18 protein-coding genes are annotated in these 17535 nt (G+C 54.8%); 7 read left to right on the top strand and 11 right to left on the bottom strand.

Going from position 1 to position 17535, the window contains the following annotated elements; genetic code table 11:
* Nucleotides 1–48: 48 nt before the first annotated feature.
* Entirely contained in the window at nt 49–1044 is a 996-nt protein-coding gene (locus ACOTX5_RS16025; protein ID WP_045911394.1) for a LacI family DNA-binding transcriptional regulator, read from the bottom strand.
* Nucleotides 1045–1061: 17 nt separating this feature from the next.
* Complete coding sequence (locus ACOTX5_RS16030) at nt 1062–1610, bottom strand: helix-turn-helix domain-containing protein (RefSeq protein ID WP_003861973.1); 549 nt, start codon at nt 1608–1610, stop codon at nt 1062–1064.
* Between the two features lie 103 nt (nt 1611–1713).
* Here ACOTX5_RS16030 and ACOTX5_RS16035 point away from each other — a divergent pair, with 103 nt between their 5' ends.
* Complete coding sequence (locus ACOTX5_RS16035; RefSeq protein WP_015569922.1) at nt 1714–2373, top strand: AzlC family ABC transporter permease; 660 nt, start codon at nt 1714–1716, stop codon at nt 2371–2373.
* Nucleotides 2373–2696: an AzlD domain-containing protein gene (locus ACOTX5_RS16040; protein WP_015569921.1), complete on the top strand. Its 324-nt coding sequence runs from the start codon at nt 2373–2375 to the stop codon at nt 2694–2696. Before ACOTX5_RS16035 ends, ACOTX5_RS16040 begins: the two co-directional genes overlap by 1 nt.
* Nucleotides 2697–2738: 42 nt before the next feature.
* Here the strand turns inward: ACOTX5_RS16040 and ACOTX5_RS16045 are convergent, their stop codons facing one another.
* From ACOTX5_RS16045 to fdhD, 6 genes are all read right to left on the bottom strand, one after another.
* Nucleotides 2739–3338 (bottom strand): hypothetical protein, encoded by a 600-nt coding sequence (locus tag ACOTX5_RS16045; protein ID WP_045911393.1) that lies wholly within the window; start codon nt 3336–3338, stop codon nt 2739–2741.
* Nucleotides 3329–5752, bottom strand: coding sequence for a fimbrial biogenesis usher protein (locus ACOTX5_RS16050; RefSeq protein WP_045911392.1), 2424 nt, complete (start codon nt 5750–5752; stop codon nt 3329–3331). The genes ACOTX5_RS16045 and ACOTX5_RS16050 overlap by 10 nt, the downstream gene beginning before the upstream one ends.
* Before the next feature lie 26 nt (nt 5753–5778).
* Nucleotides 5779–6465: a fimbria/pilus chaperone family protein gene (locus tag ACOTX5_RS16055; protein ID WP_032668945.1), complete on the bottom strand. Its 687-nt coding sequence runs from the start codon at nt 6463–6465 to the stop codon at nt 5779–5781.
* Between the two features lie 76 nt (nt 6466–6541).
* Nucleotides 6542–7249, bottom strand: coding sequence for a DUF1120 domain-containing protein (locus ACOTX5_RS16060; RefSeq protein ID WP_032651996.1), 708 nt, complete (start codon nt 7247–7249; stop codon nt 6542–6544).
* Nucleotides 7250–7713: 464 nt separating this feature from the next.
* Entirely contained in the window at nt 7714–7926 is a 213-nt protein-coding gene (locus tag ACOTX5_RS16065) for a DUF1471 domain-containing protein (RefSeq protein WP_032651998.1), read from the bottom strand.
* A 114-nt stretch (nt 7927–8040) separates the two neighbouring features.
* Nucleotides 8041–8877 (bottom strand): formate dehydrogenase accessory sulfurtransferase FdhD, encoded by an 837-nt coding sequence (gene fdhD, locus ACOTX5_RS16070; RefSeq protein WP_023295636.1) that lies wholly within the window; start codon nt 8875–8877, stop codon nt 8041–8043.
* 371 nt (nt 8878–9248) lie between these two features.
* Here fdhD and fdnG point away from each other — a divergent pair, with 371 nt between their 5' ends.
* Genes fdnG through fdhE form a run of 4 tightly spaced genes read left to right on the top strand, consistent with a single transcriptional unit; the run spans nt 9249 to nt 14772 of the window.
* A complete protein-coding gene (gene fdnG / locus ACOTX5_RS16075) occupies nt 9249–12299 on the top strand; it encodes a formate dehydrogenase-N subunit alpha (RefSeq protein WP_085929672.1) in 3051 nt (1016 codons plus the stop codon).
* 12 nt (nt 12300–12311) lie between these two features.
* Nucleotides 12312–13214, top strand: a complete 903-nt coding sequence (fdxH, locus tag ACOTX5_RS16080) for a formate dehydrogenase subunit beta (RefSeq protein ID WP_014072386.1) — start codon at nt 12312–12314, stop codon at nt 13212–13214.
* On the top strand, nt 13211–13846 hold the full coding sequence (fdoI, locus tag ACOTX5_RS16085) for a formate dehydrogenase cytochrome b556 subunit (protein ID WP_003861958.1): 636 nt from the start codon (nt 13211–13213) through the stop codon (nt 13844–13846). The genes fdxH and fdoI overlap by 4 nt, the downstream gene beginning before the upstream one ends.
* A complete protein-coding gene (gene fdhE / locus ACOTX5_RS16090; RefSeq protein ID WP_003861956.1) occupies nt 13843–14772 on the top strand; it encodes a formate dehydrogenase accessory protein FdhE in 930 nt (309 codons plus the stop codon). Before fdoI ends, fdhE begins: the two co-directional genes overlap by 4 nt.
* Nucleotides 14773–14811: 39 nt before the next feature.
* Here the strand turns inward: fdhE and ACOTX5_RS16095 are convergent, their stop codons facing one another.
* Nucleotides 14812–15183, bottom strand: a complete 372-nt coding sequence (locus tag ACOTX5_RS16095) for a type II toxin-antitoxin system VapC family toxin (RefSeq protein WP_077266491.1) — start codon at nt 15181–15183, stop codon at nt 14812–14814.
* A gap of 2 nt (nt 15184–15185) precedes the next feature.
* The gene (locus tag ACOTX5_RS16100; protein ID WP_015569912.1) at nt 15186–15428 is read right to left on the bottom strand and encodes a ribbon-helix-helix domain-containing protein; all 243 of its coding nucleotides are present in this window, start codon (nt 15426–15428) and stop codon (nt 15186–15188) included.
* Between the two features lie 198 nt (nt 15429–15626).
* Here ACOTX5_RS16100 and ACOTX5_RS16105 point away from each other — a divergent pair, with 198 nt between their 5' ends.
* On the top strand, nt 15627–16547 hold the full coding sequence (locus tag ACOTX5_RS16105) for an alpha/beta hydrolase (RefSeq protein WP_017382675.1): 921 nt from the start codon (nt 15627–15629) through the stop codon (nt 16545–16547).
* A gap of 8 nt (nt 16548–16555) precedes the next feature.
* On the opposite strand, the gene fabY is transcribed toward ACOTX5_RS16105, so the two are convergent.
* A complete protein-coding gene (gene fabY, locus ACOTX5_RS16110) occupies nt 16556–17497 on the bottom strand; it encodes a fatty acid biosynthesis protein FabY (RefSeq protein ID WP_015569910.1) in 942 nt (313 codons plus the stop codon).
* Nucleotides 17498–17535 lie beyond the last annotated feature (38 nt).

A 17535-nucleotide genomic window follows, 5' to 3' on the forward strand; every position in this document is an offset into this window, starting at 1 on the left:
AACCAAAACGTTTCGGATCTGTGATCGGGTTTGGAAATTTTTGGTTAATCAGGCCGTCTGGCCTGGGGAGAATTCTGGCTGCCAGAGCACCTGAAGGGTGTCAATGTCGTCGCCATTAATCAGCTGGCGCACCATATCGGCAATCTGTTTCCCTACACCCTGACGGGTAGACTGGATCACCGCCGCGACGTCTATATCGACAATGCTGTCCTGCGGTAAGCCGTCATAGACCACCAGCGAAACGGCATTTTCACCGGTTAAGCGCCCCATCTGCGCCAGGGCCATCGCTGCGCCATCGCCGTGGGTGTTGCAGTCGGTAATGATGGCCGTGGGCGGCTGCGGCAGGGAGAGAAGTTCTTGCGTGGTGGCATACCCCACGCGACGCGAAGGGGGCATGGCGCGCAGCCATTCGCTGGAAAGTCCGGCTTCCCGCAGCGCGTCCAGGTAGCCCTGGCGGCGCTGGGTGATGAATGCCTGGTTGTTGCTTTCTCCCAGCAGCGCAATGCGCTGATGGCCTTTCTCGATCAGCCAGCGGGTGGCCTGATATGTGCCGGCATAGTTGTCGAAATCGAACCACGCGTACGGCTGCGGGAGCTGGCTGCGGCCGAGCGCCAGGAACGGGAACCCGGCGGCCTGTAGCTGCTCAAGACGCGGATCGTGATCCAGCGTATGCGCCACAATCAGCGCATCCACGCGTCGGCTCTGCACCATGCGCATATAGCTGTGTTTGTCCGCCAGATCGTCGTCAGCGATGAGCAGCAGGTCAATCTCATGTCGCGCCAGTTCGTGGCTAATTTCGCCGACCATGTCCATAAAAACGCTGTTATTGAGCGGAACAGGATGCACCGGAAACACCAGCCCGACGGCGTCGATTTTGCCCATCTTCAGGCGACGGGCAAAGGTATTTGGTCGGTAGCCACGGCGCTGGGCCTCCGCTTCCACGCGGGCGCGCGTCTCAGCAGAAACGTCGTCATACCCGTTGAGGGCGCGGCTGACGGTGGTAACAGACAGCCCCAGTTCTTTGGCAATGGTTTTGAGCGACATGATTTTCCGTATCTTTGTTAGTTTTGTTCCGCCACCAGTAGCGCGTGCGTATCTGGCTCCAGCGCCTTAAAGATATGCGGCTGGTCAGCGGGGTAGCAAATGTAATCTCCCGGGCCGAGCTCTTCCGCCGCGTCGATCAGACCGACCATCGCCCGCCCCTGGGTCACGATAATATGCTCAACCGAACCAGGCGGATGGGGCTGGGAAATACGGTCTGCCCCCGGCTGAGTCAGCAGCAGATAGATATCACGACGCGCGCCAGGCGGACACGCCGCGAGCAAAATCGCCTCGTAGTTCGCCTGCCCGGCGACGACTTTTGTGCCCTCGCCGCGGCGGATCACCTGCGTGACGGGTTGCTGCGGCTCCAGTAACCGGGCAAAAGGAATATCCAGCGCCACGCAAAGCGACCACAGCGTTTCCAGGCTAGGATTGCCGTTGCCAGACTCCAGTTGAGAAAGCGTGGATTTGGCGATCCCGGCACGGCGGGCAATTTCCGCCAGTGAGAGCCCGGTTCGCAAGCGTTCTCGCACCAGGCTTTTGGCGATCACGCTGATTGGCTGCGTCATAATAACGGCCTCTTTCTCTCTATAACGAACGAATCGTTCGTCTTGTAAAACGTTTCTGATGCGTTCATTATAATGGAAATACGTTCGATATGGCTAAAATGGTATGAAGAATCACCTCTCTTGCCTGAAAGGCGACACGATAAAAGCGATCGTCCTGGTCTGCCTCGCGGTGGGCGTGGTCGGCATGTCTTATGGCTCACTGGCGATGGCCTACGGTTTCCCGCTGTGGGTGCCGTTTGTCCTCTCCCTCACGGTGCTGGCAGGCGCATCCGAGTTTATGTTTATCGGCATCGTGGCGAGCGGCGGCAATCCGCTGGCAGCGGCAGCGGCCGGTTTACTGGTTAACGCGCGCCATGTGCCGTTCGGCGTTACGGTGCGTGAACTGGTGGGCAAGCGCGGCCTGAGCTTTCTGGGCTGTCATATCATGAATGATGAAAGTGTGGTGTTCGGCCTGTCGCAAAAAACCGCCGAGCAGCGTAAAGCGGCCTACTGGCTGTGCGGCCTGGGCGTGGCAATCATCTGGCCGCTGGGGGCGGTGCTGGGCGCGATGGTCGGCAAGCTGCTGCCAGACCCGGAAACCATCGGGCTGGACGCGGTGTTCCCGGCGATCCTGCTGGCGTTAGTGGTGCCGGCATTTAAAAACCGTACCACGCTGATCCGCGCCTGTAGCGGCGCAGTGTTGTCGCTGGCCGCCGTACCGTTTGCGCCGGTTGGCCTGCCGGTGCTGCTCTCTTTGCTCGGCCTTGCCGCGAGGAAAAAATAATGGAAAACATGACGGTCTTTATTCTCGGCATCGCCATTCTTTCTGCCGGAACCTATCTGATGCGTCTCGGCGGGGCGAAACTCGGTAGCCGGCTGGCGCTTTCTGAACGGTCGCAGGCGCTGCTTTCAGACGCGGCAACCGTTTTGTTGTTCTCCGTCGCGCTGGCAACAACGTTTTATGAAGGGGACCATTTTGCCGGGATGGCGCGCGTACTGGGGGTGGGGTTCGCGGTGTTTCTGGCCTGGCGCAAAATGCCGTTAATTGTGGTGATCGTCGCGGCGGCGGTGGTGACGGCGCTGCTGCGTCTGGCGGGGATCCACTAAGAAAAATGCCCGACAGAACAGCGCTGCCGGGCATCTGAGGGGTTAATGCGCAGGAAGCGTATCGACGTTAAGCGTCAGCGTTTCTTCAAAATCCGTGGTGTTAGTAACGCTAAACGCCTTGTCAGAGAGATAGGTCGTGATCATCATGGTGGCGACAAACTGCTCGCCCGCCACTTCTGTACCGTTTACCGCCGCCAGCGCTTTTTCCGGCTTCAGCGTCACCTGAGAAGCGCCTCCCTGAACGGCTACCGCGCCAATATCGACCGCGGCCAGCTGCACGGGGTTCCCGTCCACCCGCCCATCTTTGAATTCGATTTTCATCGCGCCGCTGTCCGTAAAACGATACGCCAGGTTCTGTCGAGCAATCCCGTATACGGAGATGCGCATTTTGCGCACATCCGGACACAGCACCGAAACCTGAACTTCACGCATCACAGAAGCATAACCGTTGTACACTTTGCCAATATGTTCAGCGGACGTTTGCCGCATATCCTCTTTACGGTAGCGCCCGTAATCGACTTTCTTCACCGCCGACATCATTTCACAGGCGCCGTCATCGGCCTGCGCCATTCCCGAAAGTCCCGCTGCGCCGCAGAGCAGCATAAGCATCAGCGCGTATTGACGAACGTTATTCAGAGACATTTCCCTGTCACCTCTTCATAGAATTTATTCGGTTCTGCCTCCGGCAGGGTGTACGTCAGCCTGCAACGCCCTTCATCCAGCTTCGCATACAGCTGCTGGCTGGCAGAGATATCGTTCAGGAAGATCACGCCGTCTTCTGGCGCACTCGTCACATACTCCCCTGCCGCGTCCACAATCGAGACACCTTCCGGCAGCGGCGTACCGTCCGCACGGCGTATACTGAGCAGCACGCGGCGCTGGCTTAACGTCGCAAACTCCCACTTCGCCACAGCGCCGTGAGACGCTTTGATCGCTGTTCTGCCATTTCTTACGTCCAGATTGCCTGGCAGGCTTTCCGTGTTGATCTCAATCGTGCTTTCACGGAACGGCGACAGCGCAGGAATAATCGCCTGGCCCCATTTATCGGTCCATACCGCGCCGCGCGGGGTACCTATCTCGATGCCAGCCACCGGTTTATCCAGTCTGGCAATGGCGTACGTATCGGTCACGCGGTAAGGCGAGAAGGTCACCCCGTCGCTGTGGGCGACAATCCCGCCGCTTAATGCTGCTGAGTAATTGGTATTGCTGTCGTTATCTCCTCCTGCCGCCAGCGCCAGGTTGGTGTAATGCAGATTACTGTTCAGCGAGCTGTCCCTGCTGGTGGTGTTCTCTTCCTGGTCCTGAGTGACCCCCACCGTGTACTGGTTCTCAGCGTTGAGCGAGCCCATCGCCCGCGTGCCGTAAGAACGCTTACCTTCGCTCTCGCGATACCAGGAGCTGGTTGTCACGCCTGAGCGTCCCAGCGGGATCGACACGTTTACGTAAAACTGATCGTTGTCGCTGCTGTCGTGCCGGCTGACATCCGACTCCCAGTTCACGCTCACGTTGAAGTATTTAAAGGTCTGTGACCACGACGAGATAAACCGGCGACTGTCATAGTCGCTGTTCCAGCTTTCGTTGCGATAATAGCTGAGGGAAAAGCGGCCCAGCGTGGTACTCGACCAGTTGATACCGACGCTGGTGTCGTATTTGGTTTGCGACATATCGTCATCGTCGCCGTAAAGTTCCGCCATCTCGCGATAGTCCGGTGTGCCATAGCTACCGCCCAGCGAAAGCCCAATGCCCCACGGCAGGGAGTAACCCAGATCCAGCGTCGTTTTGTTGCCGTCAGTTTGCGTCTGGTTGTCTATTGACGCCAGAAAACCCAACGAGGCATACAGGTTCTGCATCGGTATGGTATCGAGGTTGCCGGAGAAGCCATAATAGTGGTTATCCGCCATCACCATACCGGCCAGGAAATTGACACGCTTATTGACAGACCAGCCGTTGTTGGCGGACACCACCCACGGATTTTCAAAGCGTGAGTCCATGTCTTCAACGCGGCCCATAGCCAGCGTAAAGCCCGGGGCACGGCCTATATGATTGCTGCGGAACGTACTTGCCGAGACAGTGAATCGGTTTTCGCTGCCGTCAGTCTCGGTGACCGTTACGTTCAGGTCGGTGTTGAGGTTCGCCAGCGGCACGTCATCCAGGTTGAACGGACCGGCAGGAACCAGCGTTGAGTAAATAAGCTGTCCGCCCTGGCGGATATCGACGCGCGCCTGCGGATTACGGGCAATACCGCTGACTTCGACGCCCGTCCCCACCTGAGGAGTGAGTGCGGTATCCGGCATCATCTGGACCCCGTAAATTCCCGGAATACTGAAGCGGCTGTTGGCGATGTTAATCTGGCCACCCTGCACCATCACGCCATAATCGGTAAAGGTACGCTGGGCATAGGTGTAGAGGGAGTCAACCTCAAAATCCTGATCGCTGCCGTCGCTAATGAACTGCGTGCTGCGCACAATCCAGTCTCCGGCATTAAAGCCCATTTCAAAGGTCGACTGGAAACGGTCAGCGTTCTCATCATCATAGTGATTATGGGTGCCAAACATGGAGTAATTCAGCATGGCTGCACGTCCGCCACGCACCTCGGCGAACTGTCGGCCATAATCAGGGTCGATCGCTTCAGGCGGTACAACAACCGATATTTCATCAATATCCGGCGAAGTCTGAATCGTTGATCCGGACCAGTAGTGATAAATCTTCGGGCAGGTGCCTCTTTTCGTCTGTTTAATCAGGCCCGCGTTTTCCAGAAACGCTTTATCAATACAGGGCGTTCCTTCCTCATCAAATTTCACGGGCATAATATTGCGCTGCTTACCATTAATATTAACCGTCACATTATGGTAGCCAGGGGTAAAACGGGGAGTGAGGGAATAGTAATCCGCAATGGCCGGATCAAGCCCGTTATTTTTTAAAGCATCGCTGTCAAATATGGCTCGCGCCAGTTCCAGAGATTCATTCGCATTAGAGGAAATCTCAGCCCGAATATTAAATGCCAGCACGCTAAGGCAAAACACGAGCATTCCCTTTTTACAGGAACCGTTTAACATAACTACTCCATGTTTGTTAAGTGATTTTATTGCTGAAGGTCGGCGATATAATTCCCTGCCTTGTAGCCATAACGCGTTGCCGGATAGATTTCGATTTGTTTTTCGGATGCTGATATTTTGGCTGGGGCGCTGGCCATCATTTTTTCGCCAGGAAGAATGTAAGTCTTAGCTAATGTCGCGATCGTACCCGAGGCCATTAATTTCACCTTTTGCTCCAGTCGGACGACATAAGGCGTATTATTCTCAACCGTGACATTGCCATTTTTTATCTGCCAGGTGAGTGCCTTCCAGGGTTCAATATTTACCGCCAGGCCAGCCGGGTGAATAATGACGGGAAGGTTCTGGCTAAACACCACTTTAACTTTATTTTTTTCACGCTGAGGGATAGCGGTAAAAATGACACGCTTGAAATGTTCCACCTTCAGCGGCTCAGCGCTGCTTTTCAGCACAAAACGTACGCGCTGGGTTTTACCCGCATCTACGCGCACAACCGGCTGCGTGGCAAACAGGCCCGGCTTGGGGTCGTCCGGGAGATCAATAATTTTGGTGTACAGCAGCTGTGCTTCAGCATCCGTGTTTTTAACATCCATGCTGGCCCCCTGCTTGTCTTCATTGACAATAAGCAGCGAGGTATCCGGCACCATCCCGGCAGCCATACCGTTGAATGAGGCCAGCAGGCAGGCACAGATCAGCGTTCTCTTTAAAAGCAGCATAATATTAGTCCATTAATATTGGTAATGACACCCCGCCGGAGTGGGGTGTCAGGTATTTCATGATGCGCGGGTGCGATTACAGATAAACCAGCTCAACGTTGGTTAAGCCGTCCAGGGTGGCTTCATCCGTGATATTTAAATCATCGGTTGGGTTAATCATCGCGGCGACACCCACATTAAAGTTAACCTTGGTTTGTGCGACAGGCGTGCCGCCCAATGTGTCACTGAAGGAATATAATTCGCTTTTGTCTGTGTTTACTTTTAAATAGCGCTGTCCGCCTGTTGTTGCCCACGTTGTTCCGTTATCGCGCGATGCAGTAGGATACAGTTCATCGCCTGCGTCGTTCGTGACAGCGCCTTTCGTAAGCTGAATCCCTAATGAGTAGGCACCAATTTTCTTACCATTGTACATACCCAGCCCGGCGGTTTGGTACGCCTCTCTCCCAAATTCCGTATCAATAAAACTGGTCGGCAAAACTTGAGTTGGTCCTGAGTCTGCATGGGCATCATTAAACGTTACTGCAATGCGGGTGGCCTCTTCACAGGTAATGGAAACAGGAATAATTTTAACATCCGCCAATGGTGTAGCCGAAGTGGAATTCAGTGAAGACGCACTTATCGTGCCATAATCGGCAATACCACCACCGCTAATAAATGTAGGCGTACAGGAAGAGGGGACGATTTTACCCGTCACCTGAATATCAACACTGGAAGCTGCCAGAGCAGAGGACGCCACGACAGCCAGCGCGGACGCCAGCATTCCTTTTTTAAACATCGCGTTCATTTAATTTCCTTATAAAAGTGAAATACAAAATATGCCAAATAATTAATATTTGGCCTAAGGGGGTACTACTAAACATTGTTTTAGAAAGTAGCATTACAGATAGCTCAGATCAATAACCCCAAAACGTTTTAGGATTAGAGCCTGAGGAATTCCTTAAATCTCAAGATCAATAATAAATATTTTATATATGAAACTTAAAATAACCGAATGCAACCGCCAAAAACATTCATTGAATAAATACAAGGAATCAACTGGCCAGACCATTTATTTAATATACTTATGGGATTGTTGTTTTTTAAACAAAAGTCACATTAAAAAGCGGATTCTTACTTATTTTATTTAGTTAATAAGGTTTATCCAGGAGGATATGACTGTTTTGGGAGGAGTCAAAAGAAAATTAAGCAGAAGGAAGAAGAATGAAACCTGTCCCTGCTCCGAAAAGCAAGGGACAGCGGCTATATGACTTATTTGTTCAGTTCAGCGGTCATGTGTACGCGGTTACCGGTGAATGCCTGGGTAATTTTGTAGGATGACGCGCCCGCTTCCTGAGCCTGTGCGGCGATTTTAGCTTCTGCACCATCCAGCGTAGAGGCGGATGCAGTCACAGTCTGCGCAGCGAAAGAACCGAAAGAAGTAGCCAGAGCGATTAAAGCGACAAAAGTTTTGATGCTTTTCATGAGATAAACCTTTTCGTTAAGTTGTTTAGATAAGGCACCGTGCCTTGATGAGACAAATACTAGCCCTCATCATGAACAACTAAAAGCGGAAGGTTTTGCGATACTCATTCAAAATTACTGATTAACAATTAATCGCTGCGGATGGGTGTAAATTGTCGCCCTGCCCGGCTTGCAGAACCCCACCAGCGTCAGGTTGCAGCGTTCTGCCACTTCGACCGCCAGCGTTGTCGCAGCCGACACCGCAAACAGGATCTCCACGCCGCACATGGCCGCTTTCTGCACCATTTCATAGCTGGCGCGGCTGGAAACGAGCGCGGCCCCTTGCTGCCAGACGGCATCTTCACGCGCGCGACGGCCCAGCAGCTTATCCAGCGCCACATGGCGGCCCACATCTTCATGACCTCCGACGATCTCGCCCGACGGGAGCAACCACGCCGCAGCATGTGTACAGCCGCTCAGCTGACCTATGGGCTGGACATCATTGAGGTGCTCCAGGGCTTTGTCGAGGTTACCGAGGTTGAAAGTCTGGGTAAACGGCAGCGGCGCGACGGGCTTACCGATATCGTTAAGCTGTTCAACGCCACACACGCCGCAGCCGGTGCGTCCGGCCAGCGCCCGGCGGCGCTCTTTCAGCCCCATAAAGCGACGACTGGAGAGTTCGATTTGTACTTCAAGGCCATTACAGGCCTGAACCACATCCATACCGTAGATCTCCTGCGGATGCGCAATGATGCCTTCCGAGAGGGAAAAACCTATGGCGAACAGTTCCAGATCTTTCGGCGAAGCCATCATCACCACATGCGAAATCCCGTTGTAAACCAGGGCAACGGGGACCTCTTCCGCCAGAAAATCCGGCGTGGCATGTGAAATGTGAGGCGGTCTGTGTACCGACAGTTCCACAATGCCCGCAGGCAGTGGCGACACGTGGGCAGCACGGTTTTGTTTAGACACAACGGTATTCCTGAACAACCACGGAAGTGAGCCTGCTATTGCAACACAAACGGCAGGCCTTACGCATAGTATGGATCAACTTTTCAGCAACCATTCTCCTACTCAATACGGAGGGGTGCAACCGATCAGCTGCTACACCTCTTTAACATGCACAGGATAAAATGTGATTGATATCACATTTTATAATCAATGCCGTGATAATACGTTCACTTTGTTTTAACCCCGTTAGAACAGGCGTACCGACATTGTGGTATTCTGGGCTTATCCCTCGGAGAAATGAGGGATTAATGCAAATTTTTCTCCTTTGCGGTTAATTCTCAACCGCAAAGTAAAACTACATAGCAATGTCGTAATGAACCAAGGAGTGACCCATGCAGGTCAGCAGAAGGCAGTTCTTTAAGATCTGCGCTGGCGGTATGGCAGGCACCACGGCGGCGGCACTGGGCTTTGCGCCCGGTGTAGCGCTGGCGGAAACACGGCAGTATAAACTGCTGCGCACCCGCGAAACCCGTAACACCTGTACGTACTGCTCCGTCGGCTGTGGGCTGTTAATGTATAGCCTCGGCGACGGTGCGAAAAACGCCAAAGCATCCATTTTCCACATCGAAGGCGATCCGGACCACCCGGTCAACCGTGGTGCGCTGTGTCCGAAAGGGGCCGGTCTGGTAGATTTTATCCACTCCGAAAGCCGCCTGAAGTTTCCTGAGTATCGCGCTCCCGGCTCTGACAAATGGCAGCAAATCAGCTGGGAGGAAGCGTTCGATCGCATCGCTAAGCTGATGAAAGAAGACCGCGATGCCAACTTTATCGCGAAGAATGCCGAAGGCACCACCGTTAACCGCTGGCTCTCCACCGGCATGCTGTGTGCTTCAGCGTCCAGTAACGAAACCGGCTATTTAACCCAGAAATTTACGCGCGCACTCGGTATGCTCGCGGTCGACAACCAGGCGCGTGTCTGACACGGACCAACGGTAGCAAGTCTTGCTCCAACATTTGGTCGCGGTGCGATGACCAACCACTGGGTCGACATCAAAAACGCCAACCTCATTGTGGTGATGGGCGGTAACGCCGCTGAAGCGCACCCTGTCGGGTTCCGCTGGGCGATGGAAGCCAAAATCCACAACGGCGCGAAGCTGATTGTGATCGATCCCCGCTTTACGCGTACAGCGTCAGTGGCGGATTTCTACACCCCTATTCGTTCAGGTACTGACATCACTTTCCTGTCAGGCGTATTGCTGTACCTGATGACCAACGAAAAATATAACCGCGAGTACACCGAAGCCTATACCAACGCCAGCCTGATCGTGCGTGAGGATTACCACTTCGAAGATGGCCTGTTCAGCGGTTATGACGCCGAAAAACGTAAATATGACAAAACCAGCTGGAACTACGAGCTGGACGAAAACGGCTTTGCGAAGCGCGACACCACCCTGCAACACCCGCGCTGCGTGTGGAACCTGCTGAAAGAGCACGTGTCCCGCTATACGCCGGAGGTTGTCGAAAACATCTGTGGGACGCCGAAGGCGGACTTCCTGAAGGTGTGCGAGCTGATAGCGGAAACCAGCGCGAAAGATAAAACCGCGTCGTTCCTGTATGCGCTCGGCTGGACGCAGCACTCCATCGGCGCGCAGAACATCCGCACCATGGCGATGGTTCAGCTGCTCCTCGGCAACATGGGGATGGCAGGCGGCGGCGTGAACGCCCTGCGCGGTCACTCCAACATTCAGGGTCTGACCGACCTCGGCCTGCTGTCTCAGAGCCTGACGGGTTACATGAACCTGCCGAGCGAGAAACAGACCGATCTGCAAACCTACCTGACGGCCAGCACGCCAAAACCGCTGCTCGAAGGCCAGGTGAACTACTGGGGCAACTATCCGAAGTTCTTCGTCTCGCTGATGAAAGCCTTCTACGGCGACAAGGCGACGGCGGAAAACAGCTGGGGCTTTGACTGGCTGCCGAAGTGGGACAAAGGTTACGACGTACTTCAGTACTTCGAAATGATGCACCAGGGCCAGGTCAACGGCTATATCTGCCAGGGCTTTAACCCGGTGGCGTCGTTCCCGAACAAGAACAAGGTTGTCGAGTCTCTGTCGAAGCTGAAGTTCCTGGTGACGATTGACCCGCTCAATACCGAAACGTCGACGTTCTGGCAGAACCACGGTGAGTCGAACGATGTCGATCCGTCGAAGATTCAGACCGAAGTGTTCCGTCTGCCGTCTACCTGCTTCGCGGAAGAGAACGGGTCTATCGTCAACTCCGGCCGCTGGTTGCAGTGGCACTGGAAAGGCGCGGATGCCCCGGGCATCGCCTTGAACGACGGCGAGATCCTGGCCGGTATCTTCTTACGTCTGCGTAAAATGTACGCGGCTGAAGGCGGCGCAACGCCTGAGCCGGTGCTGAACATGACCTGGAACTACTCGACGCCAGAGAATCCGTCTCCGGAAGAAGTGGCGATGGAGAGCAACGGTAAGGCGCTGGCGGACGTTATCGACCCGGCGACCGGTGCGGTGCTGGCGAAGAAAGGCGATCAGCTCAGTACCTTTGCGCACCTGCGCGATGACGGTACGACCTCCAGCGGCTGCTGGATCTTTGCCGGTAGCTGGACGCCGAAAGGCAACCAGATGGCCAACCGCGATAACGCCGACCCGTCGGGCCTCGGCAATACGCTGGGCTGGGCATGGGCGTGGCCGCTTAACCGCCGCATCCTCTATAACCGCGCCTCTGCTGACCCGCAAGGCAACCCGTGGGATCCGAAGCGTCAGCTACTGAAGTGGGACGGCGCGAAATGGGGCGGCGTGGATATTCCGGACTACAGCACTGCCGCACCGGGCAGCGATGTCGGGCCGTTTATCATGCAGCCTGAAGGGATGGGGCGCCTGTTTGCTATCGATAAGATGGCGGAAGGTCCGTTCCCGGAACACTACGAGCCGTTTGAGACGCCGCTGGGTACTAACCCGCTGCACCCGAACGTGGTCTCTAACCCGGCAGCCCGCATCTTCAAAGGCGATTTTGAAGCGCTGGGTAAAAAGGACAAGTTCCCTTATGTCGGCACCACTTACCGTCTGACCGAGCACTTCCACTACTGGACCAAGCACGCGCTGCTGAATGCCATCGCGCAGCCGGAGCAGTTTGTGGAGATCGGCGAGAAGCTGGCGAACAAACTCGGCATTGCCCATGGCGATACCGTGAAGGTCTCCTCTAACCGCGGCTACATCAAAGCCAAGGCGGTGGTGACCAAGCGTATTCGCACGCTGAACGTTCACGGTCAGCAGGTGGATACCATCGGCATCCCAATTCACTGGGGTTATGAGGGCGTGGCGAAGAAAGGGTTCATTGCGAACACCCTGACGCCGTTCGTCGGTGATGCGAACACGCAGACGCCGGAGTTTAAGGCCTTCCTCGTGAACGTGGAAAAGGTGTAACGGAGACGACTTATGGCTTATCAATCTCAAGACATTATCCGTCGTTCCGCGACTAACGGTTTCACGCCCGCGCCTCAGGCGCGGGACCACCAGCAGGAAGTGGCGAAGCTTATCGACGTGACCACCTGTATCGGCTGTAAAGCCTGTCAGGTGGCCTGTTCAGAGTGGAACGACATCCGTGACGAAGTGGGTCACAACGTCGGGGTGTACGACAACCCGGCGGACCTGACCGCCAAGTCCTGGACGGTAATGCGTTTCTCGGAAGTGGAGCAGAACGACAAACTGGAATGGCTTATCCGCAAAGATGGCTGTATGCACTGTGCGGATCCGGGCTGCCTGAAGGCGTGTCCGTCAGAAGGGGCTATCATTCAGTATGCCAACGGCATCGTCGACTTCCAGTCCGAGCAGTGTATTGGCTGCGGCTATTGCATCGCGGGTTGTCCGTTTGACGTGCCGCGCCTGAACCCGGAAGACAACCGCGTCTACAAATGTACGCTGTGCGTTGACCGCGTAAATGTCGGCCAGGAGCCAGCGTGCGTGAAGACCTGTCCAACTGGCGCTATCCACTTTGGCTCCAAAGAGGATATGAAAACGCTGGCGGCAGAGCGCGTGGGCGAGCTGAAAACTCGTGGTTACGATAACGCGGGCCTGTACGATCCGGCCGGGGTTGGCGGTACGCACGTGATGTACGTGCTGCACCACGCCGACAAGCCGAACCTGTATCACGGCCTGCCGGAGAACCCGGAAATCAGCGCGACCGTGAAGTTCTGGAAAGGCATCTGGAAACCGCTGGCCGCGGTCGGTTTTGCGGCCACCTTCGCAGCGAGCATCTTCCACTACGTCGGCGTTGGTCCGAACCGTGCGGAAGAGGAAGACGACAACCTGCATGAAGAGAAAGACGAGGTGCGCAAATGAGAAAACGTGACACCATCGTGCGCTACACCGCGCCGGAACGCATCAACCACTGGGTCACCGCCTTCTGCTTCATGCTGGCGGCGATAAGCGGGCTGGGGTTCTTCTTCCCGTCCTTCAACTGGCTGATGCAGATCATGGGGACACCACAGCTGGCGCGTATACTGCACCCGTTTGTGGGCGTCATCATGTTCGCGTCGTTCATCATCATGTTTTTCCGTTACTGGCACCATAACCTAATCAATCGGGATGATATCTTTTGGGCGAAGAATATTCGTAAGATCGTCGTCAACGAGGAAGTGGGTGATACCGGGCGTTATAACTTCGGCCAGAAATGCGTATTCTGGGCGGCGATTATCTTCCTGGTCCTGTTGCTGGTGAGCGGCGTGATCATCTGGCGTCCGTACTTTGCGCCTGCTTTCTCAATCCCGGTGATCCGATTCGCGCTGATGCTGCATTCATTTGCCGCAGTGGCGTTAATTGTGGTTATCATGGTGCATATTTACGCCGCCCTCTGGGTGAAAGGCACCATTACCGCGATGGTGGAAGGCTGGGTCACCAAAACGTGGGCGAAGAAACATCACCCGCGCTGGTACCGAGAAGTCCGCCAGAAACAGGAAAAGTCATCTGAATGAGTATTCGCATAATCCCGCAAGATGAGCTGGGGTCGAGCGAGAAACGTACGGCGGAGTATATTCCGCCGTTGTTATTCCCCAGACTCAAGAACCTCTACAACCGCCGCGCAGAGCGTCTGCGCGAGCTGGCAGAGAACAACCCGCTGGGCGATTTTCTGCGTTTTGCCGCGCTGGTCGCCCATGCGCAGGAAGTGGTGCTGTACGACCATCCGCTGCAAATGGACCTGACCGCACGCATCAAGGAAGCCAATGAGCAGGGCAAACCGCCGCTGGATATTCACGTCCTGCCGCGCGACAAGCACTGGCATAAGCTGCTGCATTCCCTGATCGCCGAGCTGAAGCCCGAGATGAGCGGCACGGCGCTGGCAGTCATTGAGAACCTGGAAAAAGCCTCCGATCAGGAGCTGGAAGAGATGGCGAGCGCGCTGTTTGCTTCCGACTTCTCACTGGTGAGCAGCGATAAAGCGCCGTTCATCTGGGCTGCGCTGTCGCTCTACTGGGCGCAAATGGCGAGCCTGATTCCAGGTAAAGCCCGCGCCGAATACGGCGAAGCGCGCCAGTTCTGCCCGGTGTGTGGTTCAATGCCGGTCTCCAGCATGGTGCAAATCGGCACCACTCAGGGGCTGCGCTACCTGCACTGCAACCTGTGTGAAACCGAGTGGCACGTGGTGCGCATCAAGTGCAGCAACTGCGAACAGACCCGCGATCTGAACTACTGGTCGCTGGAAAATGAAGACGCGGCGGTGAAAGCGGAGAGCTGCGGCGACTGCGGGACCTACCTGAAGATTCTGTATCAGGAAAAAGACCCGAAAGTCGAAGCCGTGGCCGACGATCTCGCCTCGCTGATTCTGGACGCGAAGATGGAGCAGGAGGGCTTTGCCCGCAGCTCGATCAACCCGTTCCTGTTCCCGGGTGAAGGGGAGTAATCTCCTGTGAGAGTGCCGGGCGGCGCGAGCTTGCCCGGCCTACACCTGGTAAGGCGTAAGGACCTCGTCAATACCCGCAAAATCTTTCGTGTTGCGAGAAATCAACGGACATTTTCTGCTCTGCGCTGTGGCCAGAATGATAGCATCAGGCAGTTTCATTCCATGCTTCTCACGTAGTAAAACGCTTCTTTCCGCAATATCCCGAGACACATCAATAATTTCAAAAGCGCCCATAACGGCTGCCGTTTTCGCTTCATGACCATGCCTGCGAGCGCCCACCATTACTTCCATCCAGGTAATTAAGCTGATGGCACGATGCGACGCGGTATGCTCAATCGCATCCGCAGCTTCAACACGGTTGTTGAAGAGATCAATGAGAATATTGGTATCAAACACTGCCATGTGCTCCATGATTACCACTCCTCACGCAGCTTGCGTTCATACTCAAGCCCGTCCTCTTTTCTGTCTCCCCACAGACCAAGCGCATTTCGGATAACAGAAGAACTCTGCTGGTCGAGATACAGTTCTATCGCTTCCCGAAGCAGTTCAGCACGTGGTTGATTTCGCAATTGCTTGAGATTATCCAAACGTTGAATCACGTCATCAGACAAATCGATAAGTATTCTGCCCATATCAAGTTCCGCCAAAACGCTCATATATCACCTTAGTATATCATCTTTGGTTAATTTTCAGGCAAAATACTCTTTATCAATTTAGGGTGAAAGGACGTTTTTTAGGGAATGATCGATTTTGCGAGCCGCTTTCCACAATATGCACCTCTCAACATTTCTCTGTTTTCATCTGCTGTAAACCAGGCTATAAACTGTATAAAAACACAGTAAAAGGACGTAATCATGGCACTGGAAAAGGGTATTGATAAGCTGGTACAGGAGTTTATTGCCGCAGGACGACCTTCCTCGCGAAAGCAAAGTATTGATGACCGGAGAAGCGGATATGTCGCCAGCACAGCGCTAGCCGGGGAAACAGAAACGCGTGTCCAGGTTGAAACGCTTGTTCTTGAGGATATGACCTTTCGGGTATTTTCGCCTTTCAATGCCCCTGAAACGTTATCTTGTGCCCTCTACTATCATGGCGGTTGTTTTGTCAGCGGTGGGTTTGAAACCCATGATAATCAGCTTCGCCAACTGGCGTTTTACGGTAACTGCCGGGTCATTGCGGTTCAGTACAGACTCGCACCCGAGCATACTTTCCCCGCTGCGCATGACGATGCAGAGAGAGCGGCAGATCTTGTCTGGCAAAATGCAGAACAATTAGGTGTGGATAAAAACCGGATTACACTTTGTGGAGACAGCGCAGGAGGTCATCTTGCGCTGGTAACGTCATTGCGGCTTAAGGCCAAAGGTCTCTGGGATCCCGCGCAGCTCATTCTTATCTACCCCATGCTCGACGCTACGGCCAGTTTTGAAAGCTATACCCTCAATGGCATGGATTACGTGATTACTCGCGATACCCTTTTGAGCGGCTATGAAATGTATCTGGCTGGAGCCGACCGTCAACATCCTGAAGTCAGCCCACTGTGGCGCAACGACTTTAGCGGTCTGCCGAAGGTCCATATTGTTACCGCGGAGTATGATCCGTTACGCGACGAAGGCGAGGCGCTTTATCAGCGCCTCACGGAGCAAGGCGTGAAGTGTACCGCTCAACGATGGCGGGGTGTAATACACGGCTTCTTCCAGTTGGGTGGAATTAGCCAGTCAGCGCGAGACGTTATGCGAGATATTGCCTGGCGCATTAACCATGCCGGGCGAGAGTGAAAAGGAGACTACTCCTCCTCGTTCCCGCCCTCTTCATACGCGCCATACGGCTTCGCAGGCAGAACGATATAGGTGCCTTCAAACACCGCGCCTGGCGTTTCATCGCCGAACAGCTCCACCTGCATCTGTACGCGTGCTTTACGTCCACGCGCCAGACGGTCGAGATCGCCGCCCAGTGCGCCCAGGTCAGCAACCGCGCTCGGCTTGCCGCTGATCGGGGCGCTGTAGCGGATATGGGCATCGGCCAGAATAATGGTGCCGCCGAGATGACGTTCGCGCAGCATCAGCCAGATCAGTCCCCAGCCGGTGAGCGTGGCGAGTGAAAACAGGCTGCCGGCAAACAGGGTATGGTGCGGGTTCTGGTTGCCGGTTTCCGGCATGGTGGTAATAAATTTTTGCCCGGTATATTGCTGAATACGCACACCCATTTTTTCACTGAGCGGAATGTGCTGATACCACGCCTGCTGGAGCTGCCCGCACCAGTCGGCGCGATGGAGAATATCGTCCAGCGTGGCGATGGGTTTGATCATCAAAAAGTGACGAATCGGCGTAGTTTGCGGGGCGGTGATTTCCCCCTGATTCACGAAACCAAGCTTGGCAAAGAACTCAACGGCATCTTCGCGGGCGCTACAGGTGACACGCTTGACCCCTTCCTGACGGGCAACGGATTCCAGCGTCATAGCCATCAGCGTTCCAAGGCCTTTGTCCTGCACGGAGGGATGAACGGCCATAAAGCGGATTGAAGCTTCGTTGTCGGCATTGATATACAGACGTCCCACGGCAACGAGGTTGCCCTCTTCATCAACCACCATCTGGTGGTGCGCCATCGCGTCCCAGGCGTCGCGTTCAGAGCCTTTAGGTTGATGCAGTGGCTTGCGCAGCATTTCCCAGCGGAAATGGTAATAAGCGTCTAATTCTTCTTCCGTTTGCGGTACTCGAAGGTGATACATAGCTGTACTCTCTCTTGTTACCCGCGGCCATGCCGCCA

The sequence above is a fragment of the Enterobacter cloacae complex sp. IR5441 genome, from assembly GCF_049238215.1.
GTDB lineage: Bacteria > Pseudomonadota > Gammaproteobacteria > Enterobacterales > Enterobacteriaceae > Enterobacter > Enterobacter hormaechei_C.

Coding starts and splice junctions, on each gene's coding strand:
- fdoI (WP_003861958.1), top strand. CDS start 13,211: ATGAGAAAACGTGACACCATCGTGCGCTACACCGCGCCGGAACGCATC.
- ACOTX5_RS16030 (WP_003861973.1), bottom strand. CDS start 1,610: ATGACGCAGCCAATCAGCGTGATCGCCAAAAGCCTGGTGCGAGAACGC.
- ACOTX5_RS16065 (WP_032651998.1), bottom strand. CDS start 7,926: ATGAAAAGCATCAAAACTTTTGTCGCTTTAATCGCTCTGGCTACTTCT.
- fdxH (WP_014072386.1), top strand. CDS start 12,312: ATGGCTTATCAATCTCAAGACATTATCCGTCGTTCCGCGACTAACGGT.
- fabY (WP_015569910.1), bottom strand. CDS start 17,497: ATGTATCACCTTCGAGTACCGCAAACGGAAGAAGAATTAGACGCTTAT.
- ACOTX5_RS16105 (WP_017382675.1), top strand. CDS start 15,627: ATGGCACTGGAAAAGGGTATTGATAAGCTGGTACAGGAGTTTATTGCC.
- ACOTX5_RS16060 (WP_032651996.1), bottom strand. CDS start 7,249: ATGAACGCGATGTTTAAAAAAGGAATGCTGGCGTCCGCGCTGGCTGTC.
- ACOTX5_RS16040 (WP_015569921.1), top strand. CDS start 2,373: ATGGAAAACATGACGGTCTTTATTCTCGGCATCGCCATTCTTTCTGCC.
- ACOTX5_RS16100 (WP_015569912.1), bottom strand. CDS start 15,428: ATGAGCGTTTTGGCGGAACTTGATATGGGCAGAATACTTATCGATTTG.
- ACOTX5_RS16095 (WP_077266491.1), bottom strand. CDS start 15,183: ATGGAGCACATGGCAGTGTTTGATACCAATATTCTCATTGATCTCTTC.
- ACOTX5_RS16055 (WP_032668945.1), bottom strand. CDS start 6,465: ATGCTGCTTTTAAAGAGAACGCTGATCTGTGCCTGCCTGCTGGCCTCA.
- ACOTX5_RS16025 (WP_045911394.1), bottom strand. CDS start 1,044: ATGTCGCTCAAAACCATTGCCAAAGAACTGGGGCTGTCTGTTACCACC.
- ACOTX5_RS16035 (WP_015569922.1), top strand. CDS start 1,714: ATGAAGAATCACCTCTCTTGCCTGAAAGGCGACACGATAAAAGCGATC.
- fdhE (WP_003861956.1), top strand. CDS start 13,843: ATGAGTATTCGCATAATCCCGCAAGATGAGCTGGGGTCGAGCGAGAAA.
- ACOTX5_RS16045 (WP_045911393.1), bottom strand. CDS start 3,338: ATGTCTCTGAATAACGTTCGTCAATACGCGCTGATGCTTATGCTGCTC.
- ACOTX5_RS16050 (WP_045911392.1), bottom strand. CDS start 5,752: ATGTTAAACGGTTCCTGTAAAAAGGGAATGCTCGTGTTTTGCCTTAGC.